This window comes from Paraglaciecola psychrophila 170 (assembly GCF_000347635.1).
In the GTDB taxonomy this organism is placed as follows: Bacteria; Pseudomonadota; Gammaproteobacteria; order Enterobacterales; family Alteromonadaceae; genus Paraglaciecola; species Paraglaciecola psychrophila.
In genome coordinates, this window is the sequence record NC_020514.1 from 216056 (window position 1) to 239878 (window position 23823).

Here is a 23823-nt window from a genome sequence, read left to right on the forward strand (position 1 = left end):
TTCAACTGAAATCCTGTGGATCGATATCTAACGACCAGCGGATTTTATTGCCGAGTTTTAATGTTTCGATCTGTTTGATTTGTTGCCCAATGGCTTTTTGTAAGCTGCTACGCTGTGGGCTTTGTAATAACAATTGCATTCGATATTGGCCTTGTCGTTTTTCCATTAAAGCAGGAATAGGGCCCACACAATCCACACCGCTAGCAGCACTGAATAGTTGAGCGATTTGTTGTAAAAAATCAAAGGCATCGCGAGCACTTAATGCTTGTGCTTTGAACAATGCTTGAAAAGTATAGGGCGGTAAATGGGCATGTTGCCTCTCCAATAAAGCATATTGCGCGAAGTGTGCATAGCCGTTATTAATCAAGTCTTGCAATAACGGATGACCTGGGTCGTGAGTTTGCAACCACATTTCACCAGGTTTTTCTGCACGCCCTGCACGTCCTGCCAATTGAGTAATCAATTGCGCCAAATGTTCTGCTGCACGATAGTCTGCGCTAAACAACGCACCGTCAACATCAAGAATAAGTACCAGTGTGACATTGGGAAAGTGATGACCTTTAGATAAAATCTGGGTGCCAATTAAGATTTGATGCTCATTGTTATTGATACTGTTGAGCATGTTATCCAGTTTGTTTTTACCTCTAGCGCTATCACTGTCTATTCGAATACTGCTGTACTGTGGAAAATAATCTGCAAGGCCCTGTTCTAATTGCTCTGTACCCACACCCATAGAGGTCAGTTCATTGGATTGACATTGTTGGCAACTCTTAGGGATTGATTTTGCGCTGCCGCAGTGGTGACATTGTAATTTGAATAATTGTTTATGCACAGTGAACGGTTTTTCACATCGCTTACAATGTTCAACAAAACCACATTGATGGCACACTAGGGCAGGAGCATAGCCCCTGCGGTTGATAAATAACATCACCTGACTGCCTTGCTGCAAATGCTGCCCCATGCGCTCTAACATGCCTAGTGCCACGCCAAATTGTAAAGGCTGCTGACGAATATCAAAAACATGTTGCGTCGCGAGTGACGCATTACCTGCTCGTTCATTTAACTTAAGATGATGGTACTTCCCGGCTAAAGCATTGTTTAGAGTTTCTAGGGCAGGTGTAGCTGAACCCAGTACCAAGGGAATATTTTCTTCTCTGGCGCGGATCACCGCTAAGTCACGTGCGTGATAACGTAAGCCATCTTGTTGCTTATATGAAGAATCATGTTCTTCATCAACAATCAACAAGCCAGGTTTAAGCATCGGTGTAAATATTGCGGAGCGGGTACCTATAATGATGCCTAGCTGGGCATTTGCACTTTGTTGCCATACTTGCAGACGTTCATTGTTGTTAAGTCCTGAGTGTAAAATTCCTACATCAATACCAAAGCGATATTTGAATCTATGAACAGTTTGCGGGGTAAGACCAATTTCGGGAACTAAAATCAGTACCTGTTTACCTTGTTTAAGCACCTGCTCGATTGCTTGTAGATACACTTCTGTTTTACCGCTGCCAGTAATTCCATCTAATAAAAAACAGCCATATTGGTCAAGTTTCGATTCAATACAACTTATGGCGATGGCTTGCTCAACATTGGCCATAGGTTTGTCTTGGATTATTAAATCTTGTTGCCATGTTGACGCGGTAGACGAAGCTTTTTCAATGGGAACAATTAAATCCTTTTCGACTAAAGACTTAATTGCAGCCGCCCCAAAGTCAGCTTTGGCTTTAGACTTAATAATATCTTGGTTACGCAATGACGCTACCAACGAGCGCTGTTTGGGTGCGCGGGACAAACTATTTATATCTGCAGAATGGCCAACGTCGCTTAATGTCAAATATTGCATCGGTTTTGCTAGGCTTGACTCACCTTTTCTAAGCGCTACCGGGATTGCGGTTTGAACTACATCACCAATGGGGTGTTTATAATATTGAGCCAACCAGTTGCACAGTTTAATTAAGGTTGGATTAAATATCGGTGTGTCATCTATTACCATTTCAATGGATTTTAGCTTACTGATGTCCCAATCTAACTTTTCGCTTACTCCCCAAACCACACCTATTAATTTTCGAGGACCAAAAGAAACACGCACCCGAACACCTACAGGCAAAGCTGCACCTTCATATAGATAATCGAACAATTGACGCTTTGGAATAGGGAGCGCGACACTGATTATTGCCATTTTTATACTGCATAGCCTTTGATAGAGGAGGTGACCTGGGTATATTATCAACAAAACCCTTGATCGCCCAAGCCCGTTACATTAATATGCGCGCCACTTTGCGGCAAGCCACAAAGTCTTTTTTAATTTAATTTTCGTATGGTGTTCAACTTCGGGTTGAATAGCGATGCGGCCTGACGAAGAGGTAACCCATGAAACAAGATATCCATCCTGATTATCAGATAATGACTGCAAACTGTTCTTGCGGAAATATCATCAAAGTACGTTCTACTTTAAAAAAGACCTTAACTTAGACGTATGTTCGTCTTGCCACCCTTTTTATACTGGTAAGCAACGTAACGTCGACACTGGTGGTCGTGTTGATAAATTCAACAAACGTTTTGCTGGTCTTAAGAAAAGCTAAAACTTTTTTTAGTCTGACAATACATAAAAAGGCGCTTATCTAGCGCCTTTTTTGTGCCTATTTTTTAGCAAAGATTAACGCCGCCACCATGTTTTGCCAGCCCTTAGTAGGCTTCAGCTATTTATTTTTTTGGGAAATCATAAGTATCAATTTTAATTATATTAGATATATGAAAATAGCAATCTGATCGGGTATGTGGATTGATACAGGCTGTGTTACATTTATTCGAAGAATGTTGATCAAAACTCTGTCTGATGAAATTTTTTAAAAGGACATCATTTTATCAGAGTAACAATTAACGTTTAAATTTACTGTAAACATTTTTAAATTCCAAAAGGACTGACTACACCATGTCTGATTTTCGCCAACAAGCGCTTGATTACCATTCCAAACCTACACCGGGGAAAATCTGCATTGCGCTTAGTAAGCCTGCCGAAAGTGTTACCGACTTAGCGCTAGCATACAGTCCTGGTGTGGCTGAGCCCGTTCGAGAGATCGCAGCCGATCCCGATGCAGCTTATAAATACACTGGCAAAGGAAACTTAGTTGCGGTTATTTCAAACGGTACAGCTATTCTAGGCTTGGGTAATTTAGGTCCTCTCGCCTCAAAACCTGTCATGGAAGGTAAGGCTTTATTGTTTAAGCGCTTCGCCAATATTGATTCCATTGATATTGAAGTGAAGCATACAACAACTGAAGAATTTATTAATACGGTTGCGAGTATTGCAGATACCTTCGGTGGAATTAACCTTGAAGATATAAAAGCTCCAGAGTGTTTCGAAATAGAGCAGGAATTAATTAAGCGTTGTTCCATACCTGTTTTTCATGATGATCAACATGGCACGGCTATAGTCACCGCTGCAGGCATGTTGAATGCATTGGAAATTCAAGGCAAAAGTATTGGAGAGGCCACAATAGTGTGTTTAGGCGCGGGTGCTGCAGCTACCGCTTGCATGCAGTTATTGGTTAAATGTGGTGCAAAACGCGAACGTATTTACATGCTTGATAGACAGGGTGTGATCCATACCTGTCGTGATGAACTCACCTTCCATAAAAAGTTGTTTGCCAATAACACAGACAAACGTACCTTAGAAGATGCTTTGGATGGCGCAGACGTATTTATTGGCGTATCTGGGCCTAATTTGTTGCCACCAGAGGCGCTGAAATTAATGGCTCCTAATCCGATCGTTTTTGCTTGCTCTAACCCTGATCCTGAAATTAAACCTGAGTTAGCCCACGCAGTACGTGATGACTTAATTATGGCAACTGGGCGTTCTGATTATCCAAATCAAGTGAATAACGTACTGTGTTTCCCGTTTATTTTTCGCGGCGCGTTAGATGTACGTGCCTCTCAAATTAATGATGAAATGAAAATTGCTGCCGTAGACGCTATCCGGAATATTGCAAAAGAAGAAGTATCAAAAGAAGTATTGGCTGCCAGTAATATAGGCAGTCTTAGTTTTGGTAAGGACTATATTATCCCTAAGCCTATGGATCCTCGACTCTTAAAGCGTGTTGCTCTGGCAGTTGCACAAGCCGCCATTGACTCCGGCGTGACTGCATTTAAAGAGCTGCCCCCAGGTTATATGCAAGACTAGAATCGGTATTTTGACATACACATGACCTTGTTGGGGTCATGTGTATCTAAAGTTCTACAATAACAACAGCCCAAACACCATTACTCGTGCTTAGAATGAGTTGATTCTTCCTTATAGCAAAATTTACCTTTTTCTTTGTACATTTTTTTGCTTTATGTGCCAGCCATCAATATCAGAAACGATGCATTTTTCCTCGATTGAATGATTAGTAGAGCAAGATATTTGACGCATGATAATCCCCGCAATGTGTCAGCGTCCTGGTATCGAGGTTATTGTCATTCCTTTACCTGCGAATCTTGCGCAGCAAGAAGCTGTGTATGGCGACACAGATGGTGAAATTATGCGTATCTGGAGTTATGGTATTGATAATCCCGATATGATCCGTGTGCCCACTGCCTATTGCTATTTGCAAACAGGTGCATTCATTGTCAAAGATTCTGATGTGCTAATCTGTAATAAAACCGAGCTTGCGCAGTATCGGCTGGCGAGAGTGAGAAGGTTAAACACACTAATAGCATTACCGCAGGTTTGCCCTTAGAGACCTATAAGTTGTGCCACACCTAAACAAAAAGCATGCAGCGTTAGGTCTAAAATTGATCTCGTGATCCGTGATATGCAAAACAGTGGTGAGCTTGCCCAATTAATTGCCAAAGCAAATGCTGAGGTTATGAATTATTAATCGGCGGCCTTAGTGCAGGAGTATTCAGGGCTATTTAAAGTGATACTTCAGTAAACATTTATACCCTTCATGTAGGCCTGATTCACGATTTTTAGTCATGTAACAATACAAGGAATCATCGCATTTGGATAATCTCAAATACGTAAATGTATCAAAACTTTGCTAAATACTACGAAAAACAAATATTAAGCGCTGGTCTATCGCAATAATTATTTGTTTGAACGCTTCATCACGTTTTACCGCGACTTACCTGTTTTGTCCCTCCAATATCATTATTTATCTCTACTCTATGATCGAACTGACGTTAAACACCACCACCTAACATAGAGAGACTCATGATGAAAAAATTACTTATTAGCAGCGTTATTGTCGCAGCTAAGTTTATAGTTGGTAATGCCCAAGCAAAATATATTGATCCGGTCACTGAAAGCAAACTAGTTAAAGTATGTGAAGCCATAAAAAGCGACAGACTAATTAAAGTGCATGTTGCAGTAAAAAATAGCGACATAAGTTTGAAACAAATTACTAACGGTTTATTGTGTAACGGTGCACACCCAGTGAACTTCGCTTTGGCGAACAATGCTGAAAAAACAGCTGAGTTTTTAGCCCGAAAAAGTCGCGGAAATCATCAGCAGTTGTTGACTAACTTATAGGTTACTTGCATGTACTTACCTAAATAACCTGAACTCGGGTTAAGACGTGCCGCGACCTTATAAATATTGCAATAAAACAATATGTCAGATGGTGCTAATTGGTTTGCAAAGACATTGAACGCATCCAGTGCTGCTATTATTACGTTTATCGAATCGAGCTTGAAAGGGAATAGCGCGCTATTGTGAGCAAGTTCATAGAAGATAGGCTCGATAGTAGTGATACTGGACGGTATGCCTTATCTATAGCTCCGGTTAAATAGTGTGTACTTAGCATGATAGTCAGAGCATCTTTGCTCACAGCTCTTTTGTAGCAAACTCACTTTTATCTATGGGCTAAATACTTCTATTACAGGTGTTACCGCTGTTTAAATATTTATTTGTGAATTTGAAAAGCGTGTTTGGACATGATGGTGTCAATATGTGTCGCTAATACACTCATGAACCAAACTGTACCATATATCAGGTATTGAATAACCGGCATTAATTTTGTCAACGTTAAGTTGGCAGAGAGCTTAATATTTTTTAGGTCACTTTAAATTTCCTTAAAGCCGGATTAATCGTAAAAAAGATAAGGTTTGACAGAGAATCAATCAGAAGATGGTAGTAAAATTTCAACATTACCCGCAGTGATATTGGTCAGTTCGGTTTTAAATGCGTTGAGTTCGCTGCACGCTATCGCAATAATTTGTGTCACTTTCTGAGAATAAGTAGAATCGATACTATCGATATCATAACGTTCTAACAATCGAGATATATTGCCTTCATGGGTATAGTCATAGGTTAGTTTTAGGGTGCTGCGTGCAACTTTTAGTTCCATTGGTAAATCAACTAAAACCAGTGACACAGCGTGAGAATATGCCCGTTGTAATCCGCCAGTACCAAGCTTAGTGCCACCAAAATAGCGAACTACTGCTACCACAATATCGCCGTAACCACTGTATTCGAGGACTTTTAACATAGGCATGCCCGCAGTTCCACTGGGTTCACCATCGTCACTCATGGAGCGGATAGTGGTATTCGGAGCACCAGCAATATATGCCCAGCAAACATGATTAGCTTGAGGATGTTGTTTACGTAACGTTCTGATGAAATTGTCTGCTTCTTGGCGACCGAAGGCAGGCGCCGCAAAGGTCAAAAATTTGCTACGTTTAATTTCTAGCTCAACTTGGCATATCTGCGCAGGTACTTGATAGCTTGGTGAATTCAATTGATTATGCCCACATCACTAAAACTGCGGCAGCCGCGATAAGTAATAGTCCAATCAGCTCGTGTTTTTTAACTTTCTGTTTAAGCCAAAAGGTGGCGATCAATATGGTAAAAAGCACCTCAACTTGTCCCAACGTTTTTACATAGGCCACATGATGTAGAGCCATAGCACTAAACCAGCAAATAGAGCCTAAGCAACTTGTGGCGCTAGTAGCCAAAGTCATTTTGGCATTGTTTTTAAGTGCCACAAACGTGCTTCTGTTTTTAACCGCGATATAACTCACAAGTAAAGTAGTTTGAATGCACAATACCCAAAGTAATACCCAAGCGGCACTATGTGGGAAAGGTACATTTATTAAATGGCTGGCTTCTCTAACAAATAAAGATGTAAGCGCAAAACAGCTACCACAAGCTAAACCTATGGCTAATATTTTAAGGCTCAACTCTCCTTTTCTGCCGCCTCCAGACAGCACAAATACTGCAGCACCGCCAATTAAAATGCCTAACCAACCAAATAAACTCAGTTGACTACCAAAAAACAATGTACCTAATACGCCAGCCACCAAGGCTTCACTTTTGGCTAGTCCAGCTCCCACAGCAAAGTTTTTTTGCTTAAACAAAATGACCATCAACGCAGTAGCAAAAATTTGCATCACCGAGGCCAGCAAAACAAAAGACACAAACTTAAAAGTAAATTCAGGAATGATTTGATTTGATAAGGCATAAAGCATTGCCAAGTAAGCCAGAGCAATCGGTGGCGCGAATAAAAAGCGTGCTAAGGTGACACCAGAAGTACTCATATTCACACTTAGCTTACTCTGCAACGCATTACGAAACGTCTGCATCACCACGGCACCCAGCGTAAAGAAAACCCAACTCACAGCATTACCTCAAAAACTACAAAATGTGATCTTACTCTATAAACGACTGAATAGATTATCATCTGTTTAAATAGCTAATATTTCCCCAGTCTATTCAATTCAAATTGTTGCTTGGTGAGTCTTTTTTGTTCTTCTAACTTTCTGATATAGAAAATACTTTTTATAAACTTTCATTATTGAAATAACAAGGCCAACATTAATAAAACTCAAACGATTAATCGTTAATCAATTTTTTATTATTCGTAATACCATCATTAAAAACGCCAATCTTTGATGAGTGGTTCTTTTGTGCCATCCATAAACCACAATGCGGCAACCAAACCTTTTGTATCGTTGGTCACCGTAATGACTGCTTCGTAGTTAATATCACTCAAAGACGTTCTGAGTAAGCAGCTATTATAATTAATACTATAACCTCCATCGCTACGCTGCTGATAATCACTACACAACGATAAATAGGCTGCCTGGTAATCATCTTCTGAGCGAGAAATCTTTAGGTTAAACGAACGCTCACTATTTAATGCAAAACCATTAGGTACCACTATCTCATGGCTAGACTGTGCCGAACTATTTACAACCACTCCGACCTCCATAGGTGTTTTCTCTTCCAAGCTAAATTCAGTTATAGCAGGTTGGCTTTGAATAGGATCCGGCAAAACGGTGCTTGGCTGACTTACAACGCTCCCTGCTGTTGGTTTCACTGTAATGTTCTCTGATCCGCCCCCTCCACACCCAGTTAACAACGTACTCAATAAAACAAAGCTGTATATTTGTTTCATACATCACCTCTTTAATTAGAAAAAATATTATTTGTGTTGGCATTTTCAGGTATGTACCAATCAGCATCCACAAGACCTTCATTGGCAATAAAACTAGAAAATAAGGGATATGCATAAATCACATCCATATATTCCAAGGAATATTGCATTTCAACACCCACATTGATAGCCCAAGGCATACCATTCTCACTTACAAAGTAGCGCCCATTTTGTGGCTCACTCCTATCATCTTGACGACCGAAGAAATCGGTTCTAAAAGCTTCTGTTGGCGCTTTATCGGGTAAATGTATCTCATACGCTCTTCCCGGTGGCAGACCAAATGCTAAGCTATGATCATATCCATCACTCGCAAATAAGAACGGGTCATAAGGAAACTCTGGCATTTGCAGGCTGGGAATAGCATTGGTCATTGGTAATGTCATAGAAAAGCCCATTTGAATATCTGTACCACAACCTGGTTCTGTTCGATAATAGTTGCAATTTATACTCGCACTAACGAAGTCCCACACATCATTGGTGACGATGGCTATTGCCTCATTCCTAGCCAATTCGAGGGGAGAGGTATTTTGTGGTATGTCATTAATGGTGTAACGAATAGCATCTTCATCAACTGTACTTCGTAAAATACCGGGTAAACGAAATGCAAAACCATTGTGATGTAACGCGCCTACGGCTGCTATCTGCCCTTCTAATTTAATGCGAATAACTTCATCATTGAGTCTATATTCACTGATACGGTAATTCATCACTAAGTCATTAAAATCATAGTCGCCTATTGATGGCCAGTTATCTTCAAAGGCAATGGTTGCCCACTCAGAAGCACTAGGGTAGTAACTTATGCTGACATTAAGCTCTGTGATATCAACTTGGTGATCTTCAACCTCTCCATCACTAAAACTACCCGTTGGCTCTAACCCACCGATACTACTGAGTCTAAAACGCGCCCATGTGTTACCCGCTTCAGCCCATTCAGGGACGTCATAAGCTAGCGTATTACTACCTTGAATTACAGCTTGGGTATCAGCGATTTGTTCATCAGTTCCAAACACACCATTTCCGTCAAAGTCTATCCAAGCATCAACAAAAGCTGGTGTTGATGCGATAAGTTCCAGTAGTGCAGAATTACCGACTTCGAGACCTGTAACAAAAGCCACACCGTCTTCATCATCATTACCATCTGTTACGTCATCACTGAGAGGAAATTGATAGCTATCAAATTCGGCGTCGACACCAGACCCCATAAAAATCGTATTATTTTCTGTACTATGGCTAGCACCATTATCAGCAGCAAGGCTACTGTATGAGGCGGGTGCATCACCAAAGTCAATCGTAGCTTCAGGAGGTGCTTCAGCTATTGCTTGAGTGATCGACGCGGCCATTCCGTTAGTACAACCTGTCTGTCCGATAACGCTATCTGCACCAAACTCGATGAAATTCGTTGCTGAATAAGCACCGCCACAATCATTAGCTATACCCTCTATTACTGTATTAGCTCCCGTTTGAACGAAACCCTTAGCAAGAATAAATCCTGTGGTTTCCGCGCCTGCACCTAACTGTGTATAACCAGCTGCACCCGGTTTGTCGCCCAGTACATTCCAAATTATAGTGCTGTTATCAGTTACGTTTAACAATATAACCTTCGCATCGATAGCAAAACTCAAGTAGTTAGCAATATTAAAAATCCATGTACCATCCACACCTTTGCCATCAAGCGTGAGGGTTTTTCCGCCAGTAATTGTCAGATAATCTATGGTGCTATAGATGCCAGCTTCGAGCGTTTCATTATTCACTCCAAAAGTAATTGAGACGAGCTCAGTTCCTGTTCCCAGGTCTTTCAGTGCCGTTTGCATCGTCGTAATTAACACTTCTTGATTGGTTACTAATAGGGGAGGAGGGGGGACTAACAAAGAATTCGCCGTGAGGATCCCATCAATTTGAACACCAGCACCGATGGTAGTGGTGGTCCCAGCATCAACATTGCCATGAAAAATTGAACCCGCACCAACAGTGACTGTGGTTCCAGCTAAAACATCGCCAGTTACCTCAACAAGTGTATCAAAGGTTGCGGTTGTTCCGGCTATAATACTGCCATCTATTATGGCGCTAGCACCAACCGTGGCGGTGGTACCCGTCTGAATATAACCGTTAACAAAGGCAGCTACGCCAAGTGTTACAGTAGACCCTGCTTCAATATAACCAACAACACCTGCATCAGCGCCTAGGGTGGTAGCTGCTCCAGCCTCTACATTACCGGCAATTATTGCATTTGCAGCTAATGTGACTGCAGTGGCACTTTGCACATTACCCCCAATTGTGGTGCGTGCCCCCGCCGTTACATATCCACTGGCATACAGCGACTGGTTATTTAGGTCTGAATCTGCCAGAGACTGAGCCGTTACTTGTGCGCTAGACAGTATAAGAAGCGCCGAGATAAGTAGGAGTGGATTTACACATCTAAAAAATGAATTTTCACGGTTAGGTGGCGTGTTATTAGATAAATGATTTCGACTGTTTCGGTCACAATTATCTTTTAATTTAGATATATCAATTTTGGCATTGTTCGGTGCGACGCGTTTCTTTCGGCCTTGGCTTCTATCAGTTACATTGCATCGCGTATGGTATGTCACGTATCGTTGAAACCATTCTTCGTGATGAGTTAAGCAAGCGCTGGCTAACAATAAGACATCATTGCCACTACCTTTCACTTTATAGTCGTCACAAAGATAAACATTATACTTTTGCATCTTTCTGCCCTCTGTCTTTAGATATATTTCGTACCTATTTAGGATTAGAGATTGCAAGCAACGTACCAAATCATGATTATTATAAGTAACTGATTATTATAAGTATTTATAAAAATTTGAGTTTATTGTATTTCTGTTTTGCAAAAACTTTTCATTTTGCTAATCGATTTAAGTCATTAATTGGCAGAGAACAAAATTTTGAGTGGGATTACCGAATATTGATTAGGTCTAATCGCTATATTTGTTAAACGGTGCCGTTTTAACGGTTTGAGAATTTCATCTTTGTAGGCTCTTAAGCCGATGAAATGTTTTTCGCTTAAGCAAACTAACTTGAAACTGCCTATATTTCCCTTCGTTTTATGTCATTAACTGAGTGAAAATAGAATTAATACAAGAACCCATTGTAATATGACGGTAGTTAATGCGGTTGTTTGTGTAAGCTTTTCCACACAAGAGATGCTAAGAGATGCCAAGCGCTGATATTCAAATTTTTCATTAGTAAAAAAGCCTCTATAAATTGATAAACCTTCGTCAAGACTATCAAGGAAGTGATTCTTTGATGCTAGAATGTAATAAGCTCATATGTCGGTTATTGAAACGTAAAACTGACGTTGATAAATGTGACGCATAGCCCCCAATGGGGCTAATTAAACATTGTTCTTCACACTTTAACTCGGTAAATATTCCTTACTCCAACTTTCACTGATATCACCTGAGAGGATAAGTTTTTGGATCGCCTCTTGCCCATAACCCAATTCTTGCAAAATAGAGCGTGTTGAACTGCCAAATTTCTCGGTTGGTTGCAGGGCGTTGATTGGGCAAACTGTGGTGCGCACGGCATATGGGTCAAGCTGAGTGACTTCGTGACCACTTGGATGATCAGGATAGTAAGAAAAGGAATAGCTACCGTTCTGTGTTCCTGGCGTGCCATCTGCAAGCCGCGTGTGCTCGGCTCGCAGTGCATCAATATTATTACAGATTGCCACACCGATATCGGCCCCCTGCAAGCGCACCACCCATTCATCCGCAGAGAACCACTGAAAAGCTTGGGACAGAAATGCTGCACGGCCTTCTTCGGGCACCTCTGCTATTCCCTCTAATCCTTCAACTTTATCCAGTCGGGGCAAGTCGCGTTCATAGGCGCTAAGTAGAACATAGATGCCTGATGCCGTGCTGTAGAAACGGGTGAGCGCATCGTAGCCATTAACATCAGGCCCAGTGGGTTCGTCGAATAATCCACGGCCTTGATAGTCATAACAAAAAGGGATTTGAAGCAGCCCTGAATTAGCAGCAAGAGATGTCCGTCCGCGCCCAATTCTACCATGGCGATACTTTTGATACAGTGCGGCTGCGACCCCCAGTGCACCTCCAAACCCACACATTACATCGATTGTGCCAACATGGGCATGTTCTTCGGGGCGGTCCATCGCGCCGCCAAAGCGAAGCATAATGCCAGTGACCGCCTGCACCAAATCATCGTAGCCGATATAATCTGTTCTCACTCCACGTCGAACACCACTATAACAATCCAGCTTACAGAATAGGACGTCAGGGTTAAGCTTACGTAAAGACTCTTCGTCTAAGCCCATACGTTTTATTTGACTATCAGGCGCATTCCAAACGATCACATCCACCGTTTTGATCAAGTCCTCAAGTACTTTGAGGCCATGGCGGCTTTTGGAATCAGCAAGTATTGAACGTTTTCCTCGCCCCTGTGACAGGCCGTACATGACCGTGTTCCAACTATCATACATAGGAATGGCAGGGTCGATTTTGACGACCTCTGCTCCAAAACGAGCTAAATAGCTTGCTGAATGTGGTCCAGCTATAACATTGCACATGTCCAGTACCTTTATACCAGATAGCCAGCCGACATTCGGCGAATCTTCTTCTCGGTCTGGAATGTCGGTGCGGATCTTTTTGAGTGTAGTAAGCGCCTCGCTGTATTCGACCCAACGACGTGGTTTGGGGTTTATTGCTTCTTCGCCACTTTCTTCCATCCAAACAACCGGACCTGGTTGGGTCATCTCGCCATAGACGGCATCAACGACATCAACCATTAATCCTGATGTTTCTGCATATTCATCATAGATCCACTCTTGCAACCATCGCTGTGGCGCAGCAGGAATGCCTGCTCGTCCAAACTTCTTTTGCCATTCGTGTGAGGTACGCGATAAAAATACTTCTTTCATCCGTGCGGCTAGCTTATCAGCCCAGTCTTTGGGCATCGGATAAACTCCGAGTGAACAGGGCGAAGCCCAATCTGCGACCGGTTGGTAGGTGTCAGCCTCTTCGGTCAGTCCCTCATCGACCATTTCCTGATATAGCTCTAAGACTTCAAGGCATCTGCGGGCGTGATATTTATGGCTTGGGCAGACAACGTAAAACATCCGGCCGTCTTTACACATGTAGCTACGAAAGAATGGATCAAGCAGCTCTTGCAACTCATCATAGCTGACATTCATTGGCATGCCCTCAATTCGACGGCGATCGATCTCTTGCTCACGTTGGGTAAGATAACGTTCAGGAATATCAACCACTTTGATCGAGTTATAGCAAAGCCCTTCCATCACTGCAGCTGCTAATGGCACCTCAATCTGATCGCCAACACCCGTCAGCTGACGTGATTGCAGGGCTAAAACGACTGAAGAAGCACCGATTTGTGCGGAATAGGCAGATGCCAGGGGCAGCGGTGAAAACGATGGATTGACGCCCATTAAAACACGGTTAAGCCCCATATCAGTGAAGACACCGGAGGTCGCAGCCACAACACTTTCGAAGGCTCGCCAGTTGCGTCGCACTGGGTCATTCGAAGCAAAGCCGGGTAGCGATAAAGTGATCAATTCGGGCCGTTCAATACGCATCTGGACAAAATCTAGACCTAGATTTTTTAATTTATCAGGTCGAAAGTTTTCAACCAAAATATCAGCTTCAGCGCACAACGCATGAGCACGTTCTAACCCCTCTTGCGACTTGAGATCTATCGAAACAATCAATTTGTTACGATTTAGGATCGCAGTTGCAGGGCTGTCCCACATGTCGCCGCCAGGCGGATCGATATGCACAACTGTTGCACCCAAATCGGCCAGCAGCATCGCGACGGCTGGGCCTGCAATGTATTGTCCAAAGTCGACAACTTTCACACCGTCAAGAGGAAGTAGTGAGCGAGTAACATTTTTCATAGTTTCTCCGGTATTTTATTGGTTAGATCTTTTATAGCCTTTGCCGCGAGCATAGGCAAACTCATTGCATCAGCATATAACGCTAACAAATTCTTTAGTCACCTCTTTTGCATGACCTTTCTCAAACTTTGACCCTGCTCGATGCGGGCGCAATTGCATACACGGTGCGTTTCACTCATTAACCACAAGTGGCTGGCATTTCCTTTAAAATAGGCTTTTCACTTTTTTTCTAAAAACCTTCTATTAACAATTTCACAATGATGTGCGCTTTTACAAAATAATCATCTAAAGCGAACTCGAGCATGTCATCTAGTTCATGGATCTCTGTGTCATTTTCTAATGAGACACCAGGAAATGTTGTGTACTGGTGAGAGTCATGCTTGGCGAAACGTAACCAACTAAGAAGTATATATACGTCGTAAACCACTTAACAACGCATTTTTAAGGTTACACACCCTGCCAATTAGCCTTGAAGCGCTTTTCGAGATTATCGATACTTAAAAAGCTGGCAAAAATGAATCAGGCCAAATATGTGGACGCTCATGTGATGTCAAGTTACTACTTGCCCATTCGTGCTGATTTTCAGCATGAATACCATTTTTAAGCCGGTATTACCGCTTGTCCGTTGTGTTGATGGAAGTCTAAAAATGACCCTCATTTTCAAACCTGGGCTCCCATATATTCAGGCTCTTGATTGAAATGGTTTTATCATTTCAGGCCTCTAATTGAAGTCCGTACCGAGTGATGCGTAGCACGTACCTTATCGCCTTAAAAATATATCCACACAGATTATTATCCTTGCCTGTCCGGTGACTGGGTCATGCCATTTAAGACTGCTGCGTGACCACGAGGAAGCACCACCCAAACTCACTCAATAAGCCTCTGGATTGATTACCTAGTGCACTCTTACTTTTGATTAAGCGTTCGCGAATGCGGTGCAGGCAGCTAACGTCTTGCTGATGCACAGTTTTAATTGGTACAAAGGGAATATGAGGACGTTGGCTGACTTCTGTTATTGCAAACGCATCGTTATGGTTATTGTTGTTACCTCGCACAAAGGGTGTGACATGTTGGGCAGGGATACGCTTGATATCATGGCCTAGCTTCGCTATTTCTCGCCCCAGTAATGAGATGAGTAACAGATCTCTATCACCACTACTGTTGGTAATTGATGATGTATAAAATCGAGTAACTCATTACGCTTTAACTTCTTAGTAAACTAAAGCTTTATATGCTCATTCACCTTGCATACTTGGAATACGTTCTTTTTTAAATTGATCGTAATTATTTAAGTTTCATCTTGGACGTTCCCCATGTAAATAGTCTTGTTGGAAATATTATTTTGGCGTGTTGACGCTGTACTAGGGAGCGTCTATCTCATCAGCCATGTTAACGAGCAGCCAAAAAAATTATTCTACTTTTATTATAATGAGTGTCTTATTAATTCAGCGCAATTAAGTTTATGAAAAATCAACTTCACTGACCCCATCGATTTCATTCAACTTTGATAATTATATCAACTGCTCTATCTCAAATCTTTTAAAGTGAAACCTTAAGGTAATATTTGATACCTTAAGGTGTCACCATAATTTAGAGGAATTAATATGCATACTGAAACGGAATTAACGCCTGCGATAGAACAACACTTCTTAACACTCATTGCTAAACTATCTGCGGTATTCGGGCTTCTTTTCATCACTGACAGTATCTACACCCTAGTAGAAAGTGTATTCCCAAACTCTACATGGCTAAAAATTATCGTCGGAACGTTTGGGCTAGTTCTATTCATCGCTATGGGAGTGAGTTTATTTAAAAATCTGAAATTTAACGGAAAAATAAATATTAATACATCTTTGTGTTTTAAATTTTCCGATGAATATATTAGCTACGTGAGTATGAAAGGCTACCAATACAGCTGGAATGTAATGAGTATCTTACTGCCTATCTTAGTGATACTCGCCTATTTAAATGACAGGGGCGAATACTTACCTGAGCTTTTCAACAGTATTTCCTTTCTTGAATTTATTAAACTAAACCTTGCGGTATTATTGCTCAGTTATGGTTTGCCCATACTATATATGCTGCGTAAAGAGCAGGATTAACATGCTTGACAATAATATTGCAAAGCTTCAGGGGAAACTTAAAATATCTCAGCAGGAACTTGCGGATGGCATTGGGGTATCTAGAAAAACCATCAGTACAGTGGAAACGGGACGTTTTACGCCATCGGTAGTTATTGCATTAAAATTGGCGGCTTATTTTCACGTTACAGTAGAGAGTATTTTTAGCATCGAAGAGTAAGAAAATAAGCTGTTATATGTTGTTCACAAAATGGAGTTTCAAATGAGAAAAAAATTCGAATTCAATGTTAAAGATCATAAAATTAAAGTTACTAATTCATGGCTTCATGGGGCCAAGCTCTATGTAGATGGTGATTTTCGCGATTTTGATAAGAGCCTATCTGCAAATGGAAAAGTTGCACTTTTATCTGCTAACCTAGGTAACTTTGGTATTTTAGAAATATTTCCTGTGGCATTTTTTACTGTAGAGATAGATGCTTATTTAGTATTTGATAATACAAAGCAGCATATTTTTAGTTCTCATAAACGCTTGAGTTTAACTGAACAAAGAACAGCGTAATAAACTTATATGAACTTCAAACGGAGAAAATATATATGGATGAAGTAATTAATAAAATAGAAAAACGCAGCAGCCAAAACCAATACACCAATGCGAGTATTTTGACAACGATCTTAGGTACGGTATTGGTTGTTCAAGAACCTGCATATTACTTGGATGTAATTATACTTAGTTGTGCAGTAGTTCTCGGCGTAATAGGTTTTATAAAAAGTTCAAAGTAGTCGCACTGCTAACAAGTTTATTAAACATCGTTACGGCTAAAAAACGGCCTTCACTGGACGCGCAAAAAACGCGTGCTGTTTATAAAAAGCGTCAGCACGCAAATCAAAATAAGGTGTTTTATCAATTATGGATAATCAAACTAAAGACGAACTTAAAACTGGTGCTTTATTAGCAACCGGAACACTTACAGGGTTTGCAATTTTAAAATCAATAACTACCAAAACCTCCTTTTAGTAAACATTAACCCGCACAAAAAGTCAGCTGTAGCCAAGGGTAGTCAATAGCGTTTATTCGACCTATACTCAAATATCTAAATAGATAAACGGGCGTCGTGCATAGTCACAAATAAGCAGTTTAAACTTGTTGATTTTGGTCAAGATAACCATAGTTTAAGGTCTATAAAATTAAGGAACACTAATATGTCTGATAAAGTGAAATGTCCAATTGCTGGCGGTTACAGTGCAATTGAAAGTAAACGAATAGGAGGCGCTATTGGCACCCCCCCTATGAACGCTGATTGGTGGCCCGGCAAGCTTCCCATAGAACTGCTACATAGTCAGTCACCCGCCGCTAATCCTCTTGGTGATGATTTTGATTATCCTGCTGCTTTTGCGTCTTTAAACATTGAAGAAGTCAAGAAAGACATTTTAGAATTGTTAACTAGCTCTCAAGACTTTTGGCCTTCAGACTATGGAAATTATGGACCTCAGATGGTTAGGATGGCTTGGCACTCTGCAGGCTCTTACCGCGTGTTTGACGGACGCGGAGGATCAGCTCAGGGTTTGCAGCGATTTGCTCCACTGTATTCATGGGAAGACAATGGCAACATCGATAAATCCATTCGATTGCTACAACCCATAAAATTGAAGTACGGTGAAAACATTTCTTGGGCAGACCTTATTATGCTGACAGGCAATCTAGCCTTAGAGCAGATGGGCTTTAAAACATATGGCTTCGGCGCTGGTCGAATTGACTATTGGGAAGCTGATGATGCGAGCTATTGGGGTCCTGAAACCGTTATGGCAACACAAGACAAACGCTGGGTTGGTGAGCCAGGAAGTGATGATTATGATTTAGAAAATCCTCTTGCCGCCTCAAGGCAATCGTTAATTTACGTTCACCCTGAGGGTCCATTTGGTAATATGGATCCCTTATCTTCTGCACAAGAGATTAGAATTACCTTTGGTCGCATGGGCATGAACGATGAAGAAACCGTTGCATTAATTGCAGGTGGACATGCATTTGGTAAAAGTCACGGTGCATCCCCTAAATCAGCCCTTGGACCTGAACCGAGCGGCGCACCGATCGAAAACCAAGCCTTAGGGTGGTTAAACAGCAATGGTACGGGAAAAGCCCAGTACACAACTACCAACGGCATTGAAGGTGCGTGGACGTCTCATCCCACTCGTTGGGACCATGAATATCTTAAGAATTTGTTTGCATTCGAGTGGGAACAAACAGAAAGTGTGGCAGGTGGTAAGTCATGGCGTCCAAAAAAATGGAGCCGCATCTGACCTTATTCCTGATGCTCACATTGATGGGCTGCGCCATCCACCTATGATGATGACCACCGATATTGCCTTAATCAAAGATCCGGCCTACCTCAAAATTTGTCAAAAATTCGTTGACACTCCATCATTGCTTGACGACGCATTTGCAAAAGCTTGGTACAAGCTGATACACAGAGATATGGGACCAAAAAACAGACTGCTTGGTGCCGATGTTCCTGCAGATGACTTAATTTGGCAAGACCCGATCCCAATGCTTGATCATGAGTTAATAAACGAATCCGATATCACCACACTTAAATCAAGCGTACTAAACGCTGGCCATAGCCTATCAGCGCTAATCAGCGCTGCTTGGGGCAGTGCATCGACGTTTCGTAAGACAGATCTTAGAGGCGGAGCAAATGGCGCACGTATAAGACTTGAACCAATGGTCAATTGGGAAGCGAATAACCCCAAGCAACTCAAGAGTGTATTGAATTCACTTGAAGAGATTCAACAAGCATTCAATAACAGTGCAAGTGGCAATAAGCGAATTTCAATAGCTGATTTAATTGTTTTAGCTGGCTGCGCTGCTATTGAAAAGGCAGCTGCCCAGGCTGGTGTTGACGTCGTTGTGCCTTTCGTAGTGGGGAGAATGGACGCTCTTGCAGAGCAAACCGATGAACATAATATATCTTTTCTTGAACCCCACGCAGACGGTTTTAGAAACTTTGTAAAGGGTAATTACGCGGTAGAAACAGAGCGGATGTTGATCGACCGAGCACACCTTCTTGATTTATCAGCTCCTGAGATGACTGCACTTGTGGGTGGCCTTCGCGTTCTTGACACCAACTTTGATGGGTCAAAACACGGCGTATTTACACACCAGCCAGGCGTGTTAAGTAATGATTTCTTTGTCAATCTACTTGATATCAATACAAAGTGGGCACCTGTTGACGACGACAAGGAAATTTTTACAGGAACAGATACGGCAAGCGGCGAAATCAAGTGGTCAGCTACCCGCTGTGATCTTGTCTTTGGTTCAAACCTTCAGCTTAGAGCCATTTGTGAAGTGTATGGTTCCTCAACAGGGAATGTAAGGTTTGTAGAAGCGTTTGTAAAAGCGTGGCACAAAGTAATGATGCTTGACCGTTTTGAACTACAAAATGAAATGTATCGTTCATAATATGCTTACTTTACTGCTCGCGATACGGTGACAAACTAGTAACGCGGGCAGTAAAACATGTTTAAATAGCTATCAATTGTTACAGTGTTTGGGTTGTCACCTGTTCGGCTGACGTAGACGTCAAGGAGCAATTTAAACTATCTTTAAATTCATATTTAAGAATATCGTTACTCATTTGACCAAATTTTTCCGGCGTGTTTGGGCGATCATTTATGTTGACTAAAATAGCGCTTGCGGCCTCAAGATCATCCAATGCACGGGCAAAGTGTCATAGCATAGACTCAGACTCACCTTTAGCAAAAATTCAATATTCCCGCACGCACATCTTTAAGGCATTCTTTGTCAAGCCAGCATTGTAGTCTTTGCCAGGCGTTGAAATCTTGATTGCGTTCATCATCAAAACTGCACCCATTGTGGTTTTGGTCATGGGGCCTGCGCTGTCTTGGGCCAATGAAATAGGAATTATATAACGCTGCGGCACAATACCAACGGTAGGTTTAATGCCATACAAGACTTTAAAGCAAATCTGTCATACACACTAATTCTTACCGATAGTGTTCTATGGTTATTAGTTCAAACAGACATATTTGCTAAGGTTAAAGATGTTTATTTTTCTTGGGGGCTCACTACTTGAGGGGATTTTTTCTGATTATCTGGCTAGTATTGTTGGTAAGCGCCGATCATTTAAAAAAACGAACTGAATATTTATTCGATAACAAAATTATTTCCCAGTCATTGCATGACGGTTTGAATTGGGTCTGGGATATGAGAAATAATATGTACTTGTTCCTGCTCGATGGGCGTGAATATGAAAATTTCTATAATGCTTCGTCTCACGTTGGCTGCGCCAATACCTTTAAATGATAGATTGCCTGTTAGGAGGTGCTAGGACGACGATAATCATGGCGCTAAGCTTTTCCGTCCTGCATTTCTGCGCGCACATTTGAGCGTTAACGTTAGCTTTATATGATAGCTGAATCAAAAACCGAATATCCCCCCATTTCTGTTGAGCGTTCAAATAGGACTAAATGAGTGAAAACCGCAATGTCGGCAATCTGCCCTTTGGGGTCGTTGATATAGGCTACAGAAATGTTGTCGACAGTGCGCACTAGTCGAGCTTTTCAATTTAAATGTATTAGCTCAAGTTCGAACTAACGCATTTAAAGACACATTTGAGATCTTATCTAAATAGTGAACCAAAATTGTCTTTATTTCATTATTTTTTGTCTTCATTTAATTCTGTTTGTCTCCATTTACCATTCAATGAAACATCTAAACCACTTGCCCAGCGACCCAACCACTGCTCCAAGCCCACTGAAAGTTATACCCCCCTAACCAACCGGTTACATCGACAACCTCACCAATAAAATATAATCCCTCAACATCTTTCGCCATCATGGTTTTGGATGAGAGTTGATCGGTATCTACGCCGCCTAATGTGACTTCGGCTGTGCGATAACCTTCGGTGCCATTGGGTTTAAGTTGCCATTGGTGAAAGGCTTGGGCTGCTTGTTCTAGTTGCTTACCTTGGTATTGTTTTAGGGGTTTATTTTCAATGCCTAAGTACGGCAATGCGGCTTGTACATAACGTTTTGGGTAATGGTTAGCCAGCGCTGTGCTTAGTTGTACATCAGGCTGATCTTGAAGTGCTTGCTCTAAGTCAGCTAACAAATCGCCATTGGGAAATAAGTCGAATTCAACCGCTTGGCCTGGCTCCCAAAACGAAGATATTTGTAATACTGCAGGGCCACTTAAGCCACGATGCGTAAATAAAATACTTTCGTTAAAGCTAGTATCGTTGCAACTGGCGTTCGCATCCAACGAGATACCACTTAACTCAGCTAACACATTCTTATCTTGTTCGTGCAACGTGAAGGGCACTAATCCTGCTCGTGTAGGTTTAACACTTAAGCCAAACTGCTCTGCTACTTTGTATCCAAATGGGCTAGCTCCAAGTTTTGGCATAGATAAGCCGCCAGTGGCTATGACGAGTGATGTGCATTGATACTCACCTTTTGCAGTATTAAGAATATATCCTGAGTCTATTTTTTTGATGGAGAGTATTTCGCATTGATTAGTCACCGTGACGCCTGATTTATCGCACTCGGATAACAACATTTTTAAGATGTCTTTGGCACTGTCGTCACAGAACAACTGGCCTAGGGCTTTCTCGTGGTAGGCAATGCCGTATTCGGCAACCAAACCAATGAAGTCCCACTGGGTATAACGGCTTAAAGCAGATTTGCAGAAATGCGGATTGTCGGATAGAAAATTTTCATGACTGGCGTACATGTTAGTGAAGTTACAACGACCCCCTCCCGACATCAGGATCTTTCCCCCTAAACGTTTTGCGTGGTCGAGTACCACCACATTACGGCCACGTTTTCCTGCTTGGGCTGCGCAAAACAAGCCAGCAGCTCCAGCGCCTAATACAATCACATCTACTTTTTTCAATTTATCGCCCGTTAGCTACCACACCCTATTTTGAGCGCTGAATTATAGGGCATAAACGCATCCTTAATAAGTACCAGAGTCGAATGCCCTTAAAATATTGTCGTGTTTTACTCAAAATATATTAGATTTATATAAAATTAGGCAGCATAAACTTAAACAGTGAAGGGCGTTGAGGGGGTATTCTTTAATTTGTATATTTACCAGGCCACAATAACCGCACTCACCAAAGTGAAATTCGATACAGGGAGTAGGAATAACATTGCGGCTGAATTGTTTAGCTTGTCTTGAGCGTGTTTGAATTTGTCCATAACGAATGAATATTCCTATTGCTGTTAAAGCGTTTCGGCCATAGGCAGCAGGAAAGTTTCATCAGTTAAAGACAATTTTTGAAGTGTTATTTTTTACAAAGATGCAAAACGTCTGGTATGCACATCAGTACTACCAAACAAAAATTGTATGGTGGTTAAACGCTTAAATATATGACCTACATCAATTTCGTCAGTCATACCGATACCACCGTGAATTTGTATTGATTCGCGACCTACTAAACTCGCCGCTTTACCAATACGACTTTTCGCCGCTGATAATGCTTTTGCATCACTGCCATTATTGCTATCCATTTTTAATGCTGCCATTAAAAGGATAGATTTAGCTTGTTGATGCTCTATAAACATATTTACCATACGGTGTTGAAGCGCTTGGAAAGACCCAATAGTACGCCCAAATTGTTTACGTGTTTTGGCATATTCTAAGGTACGCTCATGGGCAATTTGCATCGCACCAACGGCTTCAGCGCAGATCGCCAGAGTAGCTCTGTCGATAATATTGTTAATGGCAGGCAAGGCTATATCTAATTCACCTAACAATCCAAGGGTAGGGGTATTATCAAATGAAATGTCAGCCGCCTGGTGACCATCTACATTTGCATAACCTTGGCGGGTAACACTTGCATGCTTAGCATCAACTAGAAATAAGCTAATGCCATGGGTGTCATTGGTATCACCAGAGGTACGTGCGGCAACAATTAATGTATCAGCATGATTACCATTTAAAACAACAGATTTTTGACCGGTGATAACAAATTCACCATCTATTTTGTTGGCGCTACATTTTACGTTGTTTAAATTATAACGACTTTGTGACTCGGCATAGGCAAAGGCCATTTGTAATTCACCCGCCATGATTTTGGGTAAATAATCGTCTTTTTGTTGTTGATTACCCGCTAACGCAACCAATCCACCTGCCATAACGGTAGTGGCAATAAAAGGTTCTACCACCATGCCTTTGCCAAATTCTTCCATAACCAATGCAAGGTCGACCATAGAGCCACTTAAACCGCCGTCTTCTTCGGAAAATGGCAGCATTAACCAGCCAAGTTCAGCAAAAACGTTCCAGTTTTCTTGGCTATAACCTGTTGTTGATCCGAGTATTTTTCGACGGGTATCAAAATCGTAATCATTGAGGACAAACCTCGAGACACTGTCTTGAATCATTTTTTGTTCGCTGCTTAACGAAAAGTCCATAATA

18 protein-coding genes and 2 pseudogenes are annotated in these 23823 nt (G+C 41.6%); 9 read left to right on the plus strand and 11 right to left on the minus strand.

Annotated elements, in window-relative coordinates:
* Window position 1: 1 nt before the first annotated feature.
* Complete coding sequence (gene priA, locus C427_RS01000) at window positions 2–2182, minus strand: primosomal protein N' (protein WP_007638215.1); 2181 nt, start codon at window positions 2180–2182, stop codon at window positions 2–4.
* A 191-nt stretch (window positions 2183–2373) separates the two neighbouring features.
* Between priA and rpmE the strand changes: the two are divergent.
* The 4 genes and pseudogenes from rpmE (at window position 2374) to C427_RS01015 (ending at window position 5515) form a co-directional block, all read left to right on the plus strand.
* Window positions 2374–2585 (plus strand): annotated as a pseudogene (gene rpmE, locus C427_RS24345) (50S ribosomal protein L31).
* A gap of 350 nt (window positions 2586–2935) precedes the next feature.
* Window positions 2936–4183, plus strand: a complete 1248-nt coding sequence (locus tag C427_RS01005; RefSeq protein WP_007638228.1) for a malic enzyme-like NAD(P)-binding protein — start codon at window positions 2936–2938, stop codon at window positions 4181–4183.
* 229 nt (window positions 4184–4412) lie between these two features.
* Window positions 4413–4721, plus strand: a complete 309-nt coding sequence (locus C427_RS01010) for a hypothetical protein (protein WP_007638235.1) — start codon at window positions 4413–4415, stop codon at window positions 4719–4721.
* A gap of 476 nt (window positions 4722–5197) precedes the next feature.
* Complete coding sequence (locus tag C427_RS01015; protein ID WP_007638237.1) at window positions 5198–5515, plus strand: DUF3718 domain-containing protein; 318 nt, start codon at window positions 5198–5200, stop codon at window positions 5513–5515.
* A 586-nt stretch (window positions 5516–6101) separates the two neighbouring features.
* Here the strand turns inward: C427_RS01015 and C427_RS01020 are convergent.
* The 6 genes from C427_RS01020 to C427_RS01045 all read right to left on the minus strand — a co-directional run bounded on the left by C427_RS01020 (window position 6102) and on the right by C427_RS01045 (window position 14734).
* Window positions 6102–6722: a YigZ family protein gene (locus C427_RS01020; protein ID WP_007638239.1), complete on the minus strand. Its 621-nt coding sequence runs from the start codon at window positions 6720–6722 to the stop codon at window positions 6102–6104.
* Window positions 6723–6726: 4 nt separating this feature from the next.
* Window positions 6727–7602 (minus strand): EamA family transporter, encoded by an 876-nt coding sequence (locus C427_RS01025; protein ID WP_007638241.1) that lies wholly within the window; start codon window positions 7600–7602, stop codon window positions 6727–6729.
* 254 nt (window positions 7603–7856) lie between these two features.
* A complete protein-coding gene (locus tag C427_RS01030) occupies window positions 7857–8381 on the minus strand; it encodes a hypothetical protein (RefSeq protein WP_007638247.1) in 525 nt (174 codons plus the stop codon).
* Between the two features lie 11 nt (window positions 8382–8392).
* The gene (locus C427_RS01035) at window positions 8393–11125 is read right to left on the minus strand and encodes an LruC domain-containing protein (RefSeq protein WP_007638249.1); all 2733 of its coding nucleotides are present in this window, start codon (window positions 11123–11125) and stop codon (window positions 8393–8395) included.
* 668 nt (window positions 11126–11793) lie between these two features.
* Complete coding sequence (locus C427_RS01040; protein ID WP_007638251.1) at window positions 11794–14307, minus strand: CoA transferase; 2514 nt, start codon at window positions 14305–14307, stop codon at window positions 11794–11796.
* Window positions 14308–14536: 229 nt separating this feature from the next.
* Entirely contained in the window at window positions 14537–14734 is a 198-nt protein-coding gene (locus C427_RS01045; protein ID WP_007638253.1) for a hypothetical protein, read from the minus strand.
* Window positions 14735–15911: 1177 nt separating this feature from the next.
* On the opposite strand from C427_RS01045, the gene C427_RS01050 reads away from it, so the two are divergent.
* The 5 genes and pseudogenes from C427_RS01050 to katG all read left to right on the plus strand — a co-directional run bounded on the left by C427_RS01050 (window position 15912) and on the right by katG (window position 19842).
* Entirely contained in the window at window positions 15912–16409 is a 498-nt protein-coding gene (locus C427_RS01050; protein WP_007638256.1) for a hypothetical protein, read from the plus strand.
* A gap of 1 nt (window position 16410) precedes the next feature.
* Complete coding sequence (locus C427_RS01055) at window positions 16411–16608, plus strand: helix-turn-helix transcriptional regulator (RefSeq protein ID WP_007638258.1); 198 nt, start codon at window positions 16411–16413, stop codon at window positions 16606–16608.
* Between the two features lie 42 nt (window positions 16609–16650).
* A complete protein-coding gene (locus C427_RS01060; RefSeq protein ID WP_007638260.1) occupies window positions 16651–16947 on the plus strand; it encodes a hypothetical protein in 297 nt (98 codons plus the stop codon).
* 35 nt (window positions 16948–16982) lie between these two features.
* Complete coding sequence (locus tag C427_RS01065) at window positions 16983–17168, plus strand: hypothetical protein (RefSeq protein ID WP_007638262.1); 186 nt, start codon at window positions 16983–16985, stop codon at window positions 17166–17168.
* A gap of 420 nt (window positions 17169–17588) precedes the next feature.
* Window positions 17589–19842: pseudogene (gene katG / locus C427_RS28645) on the plus strand (catalase/peroxidase HPI).
* A gap of 304 nt (window positions 19843–20146) precedes the next feature.
* Here the strand turns inward: katG and C427_RS01075 are convergent.
* From C427_RS01075 to C427_RS01085, 4 genes are all read right to left on the minus strand, one after another.
* Window positions 20147–20353, minus strand: a complete 207-nt coding sequence (locus tag C427_RS01075) for an amidase family protein (RefSeq protein WP_007638267.1) — start codon at window positions 20351–20353, stop codon at window positions 20147–20149.
* A 451-nt stretch (window positions 20354–20804) separates the two neighbouring features.
* Complete coding sequence (locus C427_RS26120) at window positions 20805–20951, minus strand: hypothetical protein (protein WP_007638269.1); 147 nt, start codon at window positions 20949–20951, stop codon at window positions 20805–20807.
* Window positions 20952–21114: 163 nt separating this feature from the next.
* Entirely contained in the window at window positions 21115–22296 is a 1182-nt protein-coding gene (locus C427_RS01080) for a BaiN/RdsA family NAD(P)/FAD-dependent oxidoreductase (protein WP_007638270.1), read from the minus strand.
* A 401-nt stretch (window positions 22297–22697) separates the two neighbouring features.
* Entirely contained in the window at window positions 22698–23819 is a 1122-nt protein-coding gene (locus C427_RS01085) for an acyl-CoA dehydrogenase family protein (protein WP_007638271.1), read from the minus strand.
* Window positions 23820–23823 lie beyond the last annotated feature (4 nt).